The organism is Bacillus sp. FJAT-27445, assembly GCF_001510665.1.
Taxonomy (GTDB): domain Bacteria; phylum Bacillota; class Bacilli; order Bacillales; family Cytobacillaceae; genus Bacillus_D.
In genome coordinates, this window is sequence record NZ_LMTI01000004.1 from 451506 (window position 1) to 464599 (window position 13094).

The following is a 13094-nucleotide window of genomic DNA, read 5'->3' on the forward strand; positions in this document are numbered from 1 at the left end:
GGGGAGGAATACTAATGTCAGTCCTAGATCATAAAATTGACTTTGCTGTAGTTCTGTCCGTAACAAAAGCAAATCCAAATGGAGATCCCTTGAACGGAAATCGCCCACGGCAAAATTATGATGGGCACGGGGAAATTTCCGATGTTGCCATTAAGCGTAAAATCAGAAACAGGCTTCAGGATATGGGAGAGTATGTCTTTGTGCAATCTAACGATCGGAAAAATGATGAATTTACTAGTTTAAGGGAAAGGGCGGCTGCCAATCCGGAACTTGGTAAAATGTTAAGCTCAAAAAACAGTTCGAGTGACGAGTTTGCAGCCATAGCCTGTAAGGAATGGTTTGATGTAAGAAGCTTTGGGCAGGTGTTTGCATTTAAAGCGGGCGCAGGATCAAGTGTTTCTGTAGGAGTAAGAGGTCCGGTATCCATCCATACTGCCACAAGTGTGGATCCAATAGATATTACAAGCATGCAAATCACAAAGAGCGTGAATTCCGAACCCGGAAAGGAACGGGGATCGGATACGATGGGGATGAAGCATCGAGTTGATTTCGGAGTCTATGTTTTTTATGGTAGCATAAATACCCAGCTTGCCGAGAAAACCGGATTTACCAATGAAGATGCAGAAAAAATAAAAAATGCACTCATCACATTATTTGAGAATGACACTTCTTCCGCAAGGCCAGACGGCAGTATGGAAGTCCACAAGGTTTACTGGTGGGAACACAATTCAAAGCTTGGGCAATACTCTTCAGCCAAAGTTCATCGGCTCTTGGAGGTAAAACCTGAAGTGGAAGAACCAAGATCAATAAATGATTACGCCATTGGAGTTGGGGAATTGGACGGTTTAAGGGTAGAAGTCCTCAATGGAATATAATACAGAAGATGAATACTTAATGTTTTCAGGCATTCAACATTTTCAATTTTGCAAAAGGCAATGGGCGCTTATCCATATCGAGCAGCAGTGGGAGGAAAATGTCCGGACGATTGAGGGACAGCATCTTCACAGGAAGGCTGATAAGCCGTTTATCAGGGAGAAACGTGGAGATACTCTCATTGTCCGGGGGATGCCAATAAAATCAAATGAATTAAAAGTAACAGGGATATGTGATGTCGTTGAGTTTGTAAGAGACAGCTACGGTGTGGAACTCTCTGGCGCAGAAGGAAAGTACCTAGTTTATCCCGTTGAATATAAGCGGGGGAAACCAAAGATTGATGATTCGGATGTCCTTCAATTAACAACCCAGGCGATGTGTCTTGAGGAAATGCTACTTTGTGAAGTTAAGATTGGATATATGTTTTACAATGAAACGCGCCACCGTCTCGAGGTACCGATAACAAAAGAGAAAAAAGAAAAGGTACGTGAGATAATGGCTGAAATGTACAGCCTGTATAGTCGCAGGCATACCCCTAAAGTAAAAACAGGTTCATTTTGTAAAAGCTGTTCCCTTCAAAATGTATGTATGCCGGATTTAATGAATAAGCGCTCGGTTAAGAGTTATATTGAAGGGCGGATAAAAGAATGAAAAAATTCTTAAATACACTTTATGTAACCCAACCGGACGTTTATTTATCATTGGATGGCGATAATATAGTCCTGCTTAAGGAGAAGGAGAAACTCGGTAGGCTTCCATTGCATAATCTCGAGGCCGTCGTTTCGTTCGGATATACAGGTGCAAGCCCGGCACTTATGGGATACTGTGCTGAACGGAATATTTCGCTTGTATTTTTCACAATTAATGGCCGGTTTTTGGCCAGGGTAATTGGGAAAAGCAGGGGAAATGTCGTCCTGAGGAAGAAACAGTATCAGATTTCCGAGAATGAGGAATTATCCGCTAACATTGCCCGTAATTTTATTGTTGGCAAAGTTTATAACAACAAGTGGATACTTGAAAGAATGACCAGGGATTATCCAATGAGGATAAATGTTCCAATATTTAAGGAGATTTCTAAACATCTTTCTTCTCTCTTGTATGAAATAAGGGGATGCGAAGATTTGGAGAGGTTACGGGGGCTGGAAGGACAAGCGGCAATAAGTTATAACAAATTGTTTAACCAAATGATTCTCCAGCAGAAGGAAGATTTCTTTTTCCATAATAGATCGAGGCGTCCCCCATTGGATAATGTAAATGCAATGCTTTCGTTTGCTTATACGTTGCTAGCAAATGATATGGCAGCTGTCTTGGAAGGGGTAGGGCTTGATGCATATGTAGGTTTCCTTCACCGGGACAGGCCGGGAAGAGTATCTCTCGCCTTGGATGTAATGGAGGAACTACGTGGAGTCTTTGCAGATCGATTCGTTTTGTCCCTAATCAATAAGAAGGTAGTTAATAAGGACGATTTCCTAAAGAAAGAAAATGGAGCGGTCATCATGACAGATGAAGGCCGTAAGAAATTTCTTGCTGCCTGGCAGACCAAAAAACAGGATCAGATTACCCACCCGTATCTTGGTGAAAAAATTGCCTGGGGCCTAGTTCCCCACGCCCAGGCACTTCTACTTGCACGGTATTTAAGGAATGATCTTGACGAGTATCCGCCGTTTCTTTGGAAATAGTGAAGTTAAGGTTATCAAGACGTTGGCTATAGTCTGATTGAAAGTAGGTGTCAGCTTGCTGGTATTGATTACGTACGATGTCAGTACTTCCAGTGGGTCAGGGCAAAAAAGGCTAAGGAGAGTCGCTAAAGTGTGCCAAAACTATGGGCAGCGTGTCCAAAACTCGGTATTTGAATGCATTATAGATGCAGCCCAGTTTACAACTTTAAAACTTGAGCTTGAAGACATCATTGATAAGGATAAAGATAGCCTTCGATTTTATCGGTTGGGGAATAATTATAAGAATAAGGTGGAGCATGTTGGAATTAAAGAAACAATTGATCTTGAAGGCCCTTTAATTTTGTAGTGCGAAGGTAAAGTACCCATGGTTTTCCTGGCAGGTTCGCACCAGTTTTTCTGAGGGTTTTCATGAAAAAGCAATTTGGTTTTAAAATAATCCTTTACTTCAATAAAGGGGATAGTGGTTTTTTGGCTGAATTTATGGTTTTAAGATGAATTTTGCATGAAAATCGCTGTCGCACCCTACATGGGTGCGTGGATTGAAATCTGACATCCTTCAGGGCTTGCTTGTATTCCGCGGTCGCACCCTACATGGGTGCGTGGATTGAAATTTAATTGGGGTAACAGTGTATGAAACCGATACATTGTCGCACCCTACATGGGTGCGTGGATTGAAATACCCATTCTCATGTTATCCGAGCAGGAAGCCGAGTCGCACCCTACATGGGTGCGTGGATTGAAATTATTAGCACAAATAATGCTTGAATCCAGCGGGGGTCGCACCCTACATGGGTGCGTGGATTGAAATTTTTTGAGATTGAGTTTGTGGCGCGGGATTGGTTGTCGCACCCTACATGGGTGCGTGGATTGAAATGGAACTAGGATCGCTTTGTCGTATGTTTCGTGCATGTCGCACCCTACATGGGTGCGTGGATTGAAATTCCGGCGGTCATATCGTCCTGCTCCTCGTATTGGGTCGCACCCTACATGGGTGCGTGGATTGAAATCAGTTACGGAGCGTTGACGTCGAGACTCCCAATTGTCGCACCCTACATGGGTGCGTGGATTGAAATAGCACCAACAAGAGCAGTAAGCTTCTTTGCAAACGTCGCACCCTACATGGGTGCGTGGATTGAAATTAAACCGTATGTCATGGGTGCTTCTCCATTGGTGTCGCACCCTACATGGGTGCGTGGATTGAAATTCCCATACTGCCCACGTCATGCCATATTAGCGACGTCGCACCCTACATGGGTGCGTGGATTGAAATTGGATGTAAGCAAAAAAGAAACTAAATCATACGAGTCGCACCCTACATGGGTGCGTGGATTGAAATCTTCGAGCGATTGGAGCAGCGCATTGATTTTGTGTCGCACCCTACATGGGTGCGTGGATTGAAATCGGCCGATTTCTCTCCAGCAGTATCCTTCAGACCGTCGCACCCTACATGGGTGCGTGGATTGAAATAAAAGTTCCTCCACCGTTACTTTTGTGATAACGTACGTCGCACCCTACATGGGTGCGTGGATTGAAATAACATCAACCCTAACCGCAACATCCAATGTGCCTGGTCGCACCCTACATGGGTGCGTGGATTGAAATATGGCGCAAATATCGCTCAATTTATAACCCAAGTCGCACCCTACATGGGTGCGTGGATTGAAATTGAAAGAGTAGGACCACGGCTGGCGGGAGCAAATCGTCGCACCCTACATGGGTGCGTGGATTGAAATATGTGTACCCATTGCGGCACAAGCTATGCCCTGGTCGCACCCTACATGGGTGCGTGGATTGAAATTAAGGAGGAAATTATGACCGAGCTGCTTATAAAAGTCGCACCCTACATGGGTGCGTGGATTGAAATGCGTCCCTCCAGGAAGGCAAGCGCCAATTCCAAGTCGCACCCTACATGGGTGCGTGGATTGAAATTTTGCGCTCTTTTTCCCCCGCAACCAACGGCAATGTCGCACCCTACATGGGTGCGTGGATTGAAATATCCGAACAGTGACTTAATCAAAATCTCCGTCTAGTCGCACCCTACATGGGTGCGTGGATTGAAATATGACTACTTGGTTTGCAAGACTTCAGACGGTAGTCGCACCCTACATGGGTGCGTGGATTGAAATCCATATCCTTCCGATCAAGCCGCCAGCGATCAGGAGTCGCACCCTACATGGGTGCGTGGATTGAAATTTCTCTCGCCTGATGGGGCATACAGGAGACGAGCAGTCGCACCCTACATGGGTGCGTGGATTGAAATAGCGAAGGGGATTGGCAGCGTTACATGTTCTCTCGTCGCACCCTACATGGGTGCGTGGATTGAAATATCTGCGCCTTTATCGATAAAGGGATGTGCGGACGTCGCACCCTACATGGGTGCGTGGATTGAAATACTCTATGGATGGGTCCATAAGGATACAGGTTATGTCGCACCCTACATGGGTGCGTGGATTGAAATACCATGCAGCTACCGCAGAACCGGGAAAAGTTGACGTCGCACCCTACATGGGTTCGTGGATTGAAATGCGTTTCCCATCGGCCAACAATTGCAACGCGGCAGTCGCACCCTACATGGGTGCGTGGATTGAAATTTCGAGCACGACGATTCTGTTCTTTCGTGGTTCGGGTCGCACCCTACATGGGTGCGTGGATTGAAATAGGGGATGACAAGGAACAAACATATGGAAGGGAAAAGTCGCACCCTACATGGGTGCGTGGATTGAAACAATAAAATTAAACCCAGACGACCTATGTAAGTGAACAAGAGAAACAATCAGTGTTAATTTTCAAACCCGCTTTACTTAGAAATAACGAAGGGTATTTTTTGTTTACATCCAATATTAATCTCTATAGTCCTCACTGGGGCCCCCCGTAATACACGGAGCATTTAATGCATATACAAGTAGTAGTTTAATCGCGGGGGAGGGCCCGATTTGAGGAAAATCAGGAGAAGCTATCGCAAGCGGGGACCGCTGCCATTGAGACATGTACTATTAATTACATTAGTGGCATTTGTATTTGTTACGTACCAAAGTTTAAACATAATTAATAAACAAATTGAACCAAGGTTAATTAAAATTGCCGAAACAAAGGCCAGAGAGTTTGCATCACAGGCAGTAAACAAAGCCATATCTCAATATGTAGTGGAAAATATTGATGTAGGCGAACTCATTATCGTACACCGTAATTCCGATGAGGTAGGTTACAGCTTTAACCCAAGACTATATAGCCGGGTAATATCTGATATAACCACAAGGATTCAGCGGTACCTCAACCTCCTTGAATCCGGTAATATCGAAGATCTCGAAGCCTTTAAGGAATTCAATGTCAAAGATTCGAAAAACAAACAAGGCTTAATATATGAAATTCCAATTGGAATGGCTACCGACAATACATTGTTTTCAAACTTGGGCCCTAAAGTTCCCGTCCGGTTTGAAATAATCGGCGATGTTACCGCTAATATTGAAACAAAAATAAGAGAAACTGGGATAAACAACACATATCTTGAGATTTACGTTAAAACTCATGTCCAGATGGGAGTTATTATCCCTTTAATAGACAACGAAATTAACGTTACAAACTCCATTATGATAGGCGACCTATTTTTACCCGGCAAAGTGCCGCAATATTACAACGGTGGTGGTGGAAGCGGCGGAAATGAGGTTAATCCGATTGTCATTCCAGATGGAGATGGCTAAAGCCTGCGGAATCTTAATCCCGCAGTTTTTTTACATATGGCCAAGCAACTAGGGCACCCTATGGATGGAGGTGCGGTATGAAAAAAATATTGATAATTATTGGCTTATTTTTAATTATGATTTTGCCGCCGGAAGAAACATCTGCAAAACAAAGTCCAGACTGCCGGACACTTGAACAGATTTTTAAAACAAAAGTCAAGGAAGCGGATGGTGTTTGCAAGGTTGAGATTGAACGAAAAAATCTGGAGGTCACACATATGGGGAAAAAAGTATCTCCGGAATCGATCGATCTCGCCTATGATTTTGCTTTTGAAAAAGCGGATGGACAGACAGAACTAATAGGTGAGATGGCCTTGCTTGAGGAAGAGGTCAATCCTGTAATTGACGTCCTGCGCAGAGGTGGACTGGAGGTAACCGCCATCCACAATCATATGATGTACGAGCGCCCGAGGATTATGTATCTCCATTTCCAGGGGAAAGGCGACATGATTAAGCAAGCGAATACCTTAATCAACGCAATCGCCGCGACAAAGGAATTAAAACAACTTCAGCAATCCACAGGGCCTCATCACTAAGAGGCCCTTTATATTGACAGCTGAAAAAATTCGTGATAAATTTATCTCGAATTAAAGATATTTTTATTAAGAGTAAATTCCGCAATAAGTGGAAAAGAATAAATTATGCACCTTAATAGGAGGTTTTTATAATGAATCAATTAAAAGGTATACACCATGTAACGGCAATTACAAGCAGCGCCGAAAAGAACTATGAGTTTTTCACCTATGTGTTGGGCATGCGGCTTGTCAAAAAAACAGTTAACCAGGATGACATCCAAACGTATCATTTGTTTTTCGCAGACGATGTTGGCAGCCCGGGAACGGATATGACCTTTTTTGACTTTCCTGGTATCCCCAAGGGCAGCCATGGCACTAATGAAATTTATAAGACATCCTTCCGAGTGCCAAGTGATGCAGCTCTTGATTACTGGGTAGAGCGTTTTGACAGGATGGAGGTCAGCCATAACGGAATCAAGGAGCAATTTGGCAGAAAGACGTTGCCGTTTGTGGATTTTGATGACCAGCATTACCAGCTTATTTCGGACGAAAATGTACAAGGTGTTTCGCCGGGTACCCCATGGCAAAAAGGGCCTATCCCGCTTGAATATGCCATCACCGGTCTTGGGCCAATATATGTACGTACGGCGCATTTCGATTATTTTAAACAAGTAGTTGAAAAGGTAATGGAATTCAACGAAGTTGCCCAGGACGGATCCCTCCACTTGTTCGAAGGCGGTGAAGGCGGAAACGGCGCAGGGATTGTAGTTGAAGCAAATACAGTACTACCGCAGGCGCTGCAGGGGTTTGGCACGGTCCATCATGCCGCATTCAGGGTGGAGGATGGGTCGGTGCTTGAGCACTGGATGAAACGGATGGAAAGCTTCGGCTTCCAGACATCAGGGCTAATCGACCGTTTTTTCTTCAAATCACTCTATGTAAGGGTCGCTCCGCAAATTCTTTTTGAATTTGCGACAGACGGACCTGGCTTTATGGGAGATGAGCCATATGAAACACTGGGGGAAAAATTGTCTCTGCCGCCATTTCTTGAGCCGAAACGGGAACAAATTGAAGCGATGGTTCGTCCAATAGATACAGTAAGAAGTACAATTGAGTTTTCAAAGGAATAAAACCGAACGCAAAACAGGAACCAAAACCAGGTTCCTGTTTTTTGTCCTAGAAAATCTTCTTTGTATTATTTTTATAGACTAGTAGCGATGTGTTTTTATGGAAAAACATAAAAGCAAACTGGATTTGGGGGAATGGGGATGGCTAAAGTTGGGTTTATTGTTTTTGAAGATTTTGCGATGTGGCAGGTTGCCCTCCTGCAAAAGTTTTTAAAAGACAAAGGGGTATGAGATTGAGACTCTATCAATAGGGGGAGGGCAAGTCAGGACGGATGGCGGTGTCTTTGTGGCATCCATGGAATTGGTAGGCCGTGAAGCGAACGAGTATAGGATGCTCCTTCTACCTGGGGCAGGGGGAGCAATCCCCGAATCACTTCTAGAAAATAAGGAACTCCAACTTTTTCTGCAAAGCTATAAGGGATTAATTGCGGCCAGCTGTGCCTCCACAGCCATTGTCGCTTCCGCGGGAGTGCTTGAGGGTAAATACACAACCATGCCTCACCTAAAGGACCACTTTTCAAAGTATTTTCCTGAGGAAGGGTACCGTGATTGTGATGTGGTTGCCGGTGAAAGAATCATATCTGCCCGAGGGTACGCCCACTATGAATTCATGATGACAATACTGGAGCGGCTTGGGCTATTGGAGGCGGATTCAAGACTCGGGCGGATGGCGCTGAAACTATCAAAAAACCAGTGAAAGAACGAGCATGAAACGGATGCCGGAACTAGCGACAAAACGGTAGGGCCGCTCGATGAGCCGATTGGCATCCTTTCAGTGAATTTTACCTGGAAGTACTTTTATTAGGGAAAGGAGGAAACTCTTGAAAAAATTGCGCAGGCTGGCTATGGTATCTGCTATCATATTTGCCCTGCTGGCGGGAGCGGGCTATTCGGCGTTTTACATAAAGGGCCCGGATGTTCATGCAAGGGCGGCAATTTTAATCGATTCGGAAACAAAGGAAGTCCATTTCGCGAAAAATGAGGACACGCCATTTCCGGCTGCAAGCATGACCAAGCTAATGACGGCTTATCTCATCTTGGAAAAGATCCAGGCGGGGGAATTTGGCTGGAACGATGGAGTTAAAATCAGCGGGAATGCTGTTGGGAGTGAGGGGGTAGCAATCCCAGTAAAATTGGGTGATACCCTAACGGTTAGGGATTTATTCATGGCCATGGAAATCGCATCGGCAAACAATGCGGCTGTCGCTCTGGCAGAAAAAGCAGCGGGAACAGAAGTGGAATTCACGGAATGGATGAACCGAAAAGCTAGGGATATAGGGCTCTCGGAGCATACACGCTTTGTAAATGCGACGGGGCTAGCGAACCGTAACGGACATGAATCGGTGATGACAGCTGCAGACGTTGCCCAGATGGCGGCAAGGCTGATAGAGGATTACCCTGAAATTCTGGCCATTTCAAGCAAGATAGAATATCAGCTTCATTACGATCAATCCATTGTCCGCTCGACAAACGCCATGCTAATTAATCCGGATTTTGCCTTTAAAGGTGTCGACGGCTTAAAGACTGGTTTTACGGATGGTGCCGGTTATTGCTTCGCCGGAACAGCGAAAGTGGGCGGGACAAGGCTGATAAGTGTCGTGATGGGGGCGGATGGTAAAGAAGCCCGGTTTTCCGAAACAAAAAGGCTTTTCGCTTATGGTTTTAAAAAGCCGTATTTCCCGCCGATAAAACAAGTGGTTGCAAATGAAATAAGCCGTTTTGGACTTTAATCTTCCAGCATTACGAAAACGCAGTTATTTCCACTATAAAGACGGTGGGAAAAGTTATTGTGGAAAAATTTTAATCGAATTAACATTGAGAATTTTGAAAAGAGGCATGATATAATAGAGAAAAAACAGCAAGGAGCAAAAGTGATGCTTAGAGACTTATTTATTGGACTTTCTAAAAACCAACTTCTAAACACTGCGGCCAAAAATTACGGATTGAAGCTTGGGGCACAAAACGTTGTAGCGGGGACGACTATTGAGGAAACGATCGAAAGCATTAAAGAGCTTAATAGATTTGGAATTTCTGCAACCGTTGACAACCTTGGCGAATTCGTCTTCAAAGAGGAAGAGGCGACTGAAGCCAAAGAGCAGATTTTAAAGGTCATTCAGGCAATCCATGACCATCAAGTTGATGCGCATATCTCCCTCAAGCCTACCCAGGTTGGCCTCGATATCGACTTTGATTTCTGTGTGCAAAATGTAAGGGAAATCGTCGCGAAAGCAAACGAGTTTGGTATCTTTGTCAACATTGACATGGAAGATTCGGGCCATCTTGATGCGACTCTTGAACTTGTAGACATTCTTTCTTCTGACTATGAAAATGTTGGCACCGTCATCCAATCGTATCTGCACAATGCTCAGGAACAGGTTGAGAAGTATAAAAACATGCGGATCCGCCTCGTAAAAGGCGCCTATAAGGAGCCTGCGGATATCGCCTACCAGGACAAAAATGAGATTGACGCCAACTATGTCCGGATCATTGAGTGGCATTTGCTGAATGGGAAATTCACTTCCATCGGGACACACGACCACAACATCATCAACCATGTAAAGCGGTTCGTTAAGGAACACAATATTCCGAACGATAAGTTCGAAATCCAAATGCTTTACGGATTCCGCCGGGAGCTTCAGCTTCAGCTTGCGAAGGAAGGCTATAACTTCTGCACATACGTGCCTTTCGGAAAAGACTGGTACGGCTACTTTATGCGCCGCCTTGCTGAAAGGCCGCAGAACCTGAACCTTGTTTTCAAGCAAGTATTCAACAAAAAGACGAACACCGTGCTTGGCGTTGCGGCAGGAGCGTTTTTGATGGGCAGGCTGACAAAAGGGAAAGACAAGAAAAACAACCGATAATAAGTATTTTGGATAAATGAGTAAAGTAGGAGCCGGGGCCCTTGGTGGTTACCCGGCTTTTCGCCGTTGTTTGGTAAGCCAAGTTCAGCACTGAGCACGATTCTTCCGTTTTTTTCTTAGAAGGCTTACTAGAAAAAGAAGTGGAATGTAGGCATAGAAAAAGATTAGGGTAAAATAAGTGCCGGCGCGATTTATCTTCTGCCCGAAAGAAATATCTTCAAGGCCAATGTTCAAAAGGAAATATGCGGCTAGAATGCCCAGGAGGGCCCTCGACGGTTTAAAGTTAAACGTAACTTTTAACGCCCTCGTACATGACCAGAGGAAGATGCAGACCGCTGAGACAATGACTATAAAAAATACAAAAATGAAGATAAACTCAAAGCTTTCGACAACCGTAAAAGAAATAATCTTTATCATTGTAAGTGTAGGCCATTTTGTGCTAAGGAGCTTTCCCTGCGAGTAGTATAGAAATGTAATGACAGTCAAGGCAAAATAAAACAACGTTGTCGCCAGAAGGCCTAAATGAGCCCATTTGATTGACTTGTTACTGTTTTTTATAAAAGGAAGATAGATAAGCACGCATTCAAACCCCCTAAACAAATAGACGGATTCCTTGGCGGATTTTACATAATCGGAAAAGCCATGATTAAAGATTGGCATAATATTTCTGAGCTGAAGATATTGAATCAAAACTAAGAAAGGGAGGGCAAAGATAAGGGGAATGATTACCCCCCAAAAAACCACTCCAGTTACAACCCTGAAACCGCCTGAGACTATATAATAGAGCACCAGGCACATAGCAAAAGTTAATTCCCAAATAGGAATCCTGTCAAATGCAAAGGTTTGCAACAGGTCAATGTAATTATAGACCTGCAAAAAACCGCCTAACAATAAATATAAGACAAGCAGAACATTAAGGAAGCTGCCGATATACTTTCCAAACGCCTCCATATGAAAAGAGATTAAATCTCCCCCTGAACTATTTTTTATAACATAATAACCAAGGATTAACAGGACATTCATACTTAAACCAACCAAAAGGACGGACAGCCATGAATCCTGGCCAGACCCACTGGCAATTTTAGCTTGATAATTCAACACTCCTTCCCCAATTTGCGAGGAAATCAGAAGGAAAAATAGAAAAAATGGAGAAACTTTATATTTTTCCTGAATTTCAATCATTGGGCCACTCCCGTTTCCATTAACTCATAATACCAGCTTGGATAATCGTTAAGTTAATATCGATGTTTACTTTAAGCTTGCTGTATTGTTCCTTATAGAACTTCTTTTCCTCCCAGGTTCTGTCAGAGGCTCTGGTCCTGTCGCCAAAACCTAAAGGATCCACTCCTTTTTCCTTAAAGGATGCAACCAACCGGGAAATCTCGCCCTTAAAATTCCTTTTAATTGTTTTCTCAAGTAACTGAATATCCCCTTCTTTATGCAAATCGATCCAATTTGGATATTCCCTGATAATGACAAATACATTGAGGAATAAATCGATTTCTGGATTTGGCCCTGACTTTCTCACTTTCCATTCCGATTTGTTGTCCATAATTCGTACTACTAAGGTGCCTGTTTTTGAATCCTTTGTAAATGGGATCTCATGTTGGCCCATATGTTTATATTCATCCAGTAGGCCGAGGAAAAAAGTCTGCTTGTTGTTCAGGGTAAGTTTAAGCTGATCATCCTTAAATAGCGCTATCCCTCCAACAGAGACATTTTTATCTCCCCCTCCAAGCATCAAAATTGGCATGTAGGGATCTCTGCCTTCTCCATAATAATTATTTAAAAAAATATGAAGATTGGTTCGCGGCAGCAGAGAAGTTGTATAATTTTGAACGATTGTATCGGCAATCCCAAGGGTGCCATTTTCTTTGACCCCCTCAAGATACTTTCTCGCAGTAGGTGTGACAACCGCTGTTTGGATATCGGTGGCGATCATAGGGTTATTAAATACTGTATCAATAATATGGCCAATGCCTTTTTTCGCGAATTCTTCCCCAAAAACAATTTCTTGCACCTTGGACAGCTCAATCGAATTTTTTGTCTGCTCGTTTGCCTTGGAAAAAAGTATGCTTGAAGTGCTGCCTCTTGCTTTTCTTATTTGGATATTTTCCTGGCTTTTGCTTTTCGTATAATCAGGATATAGAATAGTTCCCCTATATTGGCCATCTTCCTGGATATCGTAGCCGACGGTGTGGATGATGCTTATTTGGTCAATTATTTTTGTCCTCTCGCATCCAGGAATGGCCAATGTGAGGAGAAGTAAAGCGAATGGCAATGCGCGGGCCATGGGAGCAGC

General features: G+C 43.8%; 12 protein-coding genes and 1 CRISPR repeat array. Of the genes, 10 read left to right on the top strand and 2 right to left on the bottom strand.

Translation table 11 applies throughout. From position 1 onward, the window contains the following. The first annotated feature begins 14 nt into the window (after positions 1 to 14). The 10 genes from cas7c (at position 15) to AR337_RS13955 (ending at position 10792) form a co-directional block, all read left to right on the top strand. Positions 15 to 875: a type I-C CRISPR-associated protein Cas7/Csd2 gene (cas7c, locus tag AR337_RS13910; RefSeq protein ID WP_059172611.1), complete on the top strand. Its 861-nt coding sequence runs from the start codon at positions 15 to 17 to the stop codon at positions 873 to 875. Then, positions 865 to 1524, top strand: coding sequence for a CRISPR-associated protein Cas4 (gene cas4 / locus AR337_RS13915; RefSeq protein WP_059172612.1), 660 nt, complete (start codon positions 865 to 867; stop codon positions 1522 to 1524). Before cas7c ends, cas4 begins: the two co-directional genes overlap by 11 nt. Next, a complete protein-coding gene (gene cas1c, locus AR337_RS13920; RefSeq protein WP_059172613.1) occupies positions 1521 to 2552 on the top strand; it encodes a type I-C CRISPR-associated endonuclease Cas1c in 1032 nt (343 codons plus the stop codon). The genes cas4 and cas1c overlap by 4 nt, the downstream gene beginning before the upstream one ends. A gap of 55 nt (positions 2553 to 2607) precedes the next feature. Then, entirely contained in the window at positions 2608 to 2898 is a 291-nt protein-coding gene (gene cas2, locus AR337_RS13925; protein ID WP_059172614.1) for a CRISPR-associated endonuclease Cas2, read from the top strand. A 168-nt stretch (positions 2899 to 3066) separates the two neighbouring features. Beyond that, positions 3067 to 5278: a CRISPR direct-repeat array (repeat unit 32 nt; unit sequence GTCGCACCCTACATGGGTGCGTGGATTGAAAT). 207 nt (positions 5279 to 5485) lie between these two features. Continuing rightward, positions 5486 to 6250 carry a sporulation protein YunB gene (gene yunB / locus AR337_RS13930; protein WP_059172615.1) on the top strand — a complete coding sequence of 255 codons (765 nt, stop codon included), beginning with the start codon at positions 5486 to 5488 and terminating at the stop codon, positions 6248 to 6250. Positions 6251 to 6327: 77 nt separating this feature from the next. Continuing rightward, positions 6328 to 6825, top strand: a complete 498-nt coding sequence (locus AR337_RS13935; RefSeq protein WP_059172616.1) for a DUF1259 domain-containing protein — start codon at positions 6328 to 6330, stop codon at positions 6823 to 6825. A gap of 131 nt (positions 6826 to 6956) precedes the next feature. Next, positions 6957 to 7934, top strand: coding sequence for a ring-cleaving dioxygenase (locus AR337_RS13940; RefSeq protein ID WP_059172617.1), 978 nt, complete (start codon positions 6957 to 6959; stop codon positions 7932 to 7934). Positions 7935 to 8178: 244 nt separating this feature from the next. Beyond that, a complete protein-coding gene (locus tag AR337_RS13945; RefSeq protein WP_253701761.1) occupies positions 8179 to 8628 on the top strand; it encodes a DJ-1/PfpI family protein in 450 nt (149 codons plus the stop codon). Between the two features lie 124 nt (positions 8629 to 8752). Next, positions 8753 to 9661 (top strand): D-alanyl-D-alanine carboxypeptidase family protein, encoded by a 909-nt coding sequence (locus AR337_RS13950; protein ID WP_253701726.1) that lies wholly within the window; start codon positions 8753 to 8755, stop codon positions 9659 to 9661. Positions 9662 to 9802: 141 nt separating this feature from the next. Further along, entirely contained in the window at positions 9803 to 10792 is a 990-nt protein-coding gene (locus tag AR337_RS13955) for a proline dehydrogenase family protein (protein ID WP_059172766.1), read from the top strand. Positions 10793 to 10876: 84 nt separating this feature from the next. Here the strand turns inward: AR337_RS13955 and AR337_RS13960 are convergent, their stop codons facing one another. Continuing rightward, on the bottom strand, positions 10877 to 11974 hold the full coding sequence (locus AR337_RS13960; RefSeq protein ID WP_059172619.1) for a GerAB/ArcD/ProY family transporter: 1098 nt from the start codon (positions 11972 to 11974) through the stop codon (positions 10877 to 10879). Between the two features lie 19 nt (positions 11975 to 11993). Further along, the gene (locus AR337_RS13965) at positions 11994 to 13085 is read right to left on the bottom strand and encodes a Ger(x)C family spore germination protein (protein WP_059172620.1); all 1092 of its coding nucleotides are present in this window, start codon (positions 13083 to 13085) and stop codon (positions 11994 to 11996) included. Positions 13086 to 13094 lie beyond the last annotated feature (9 nt).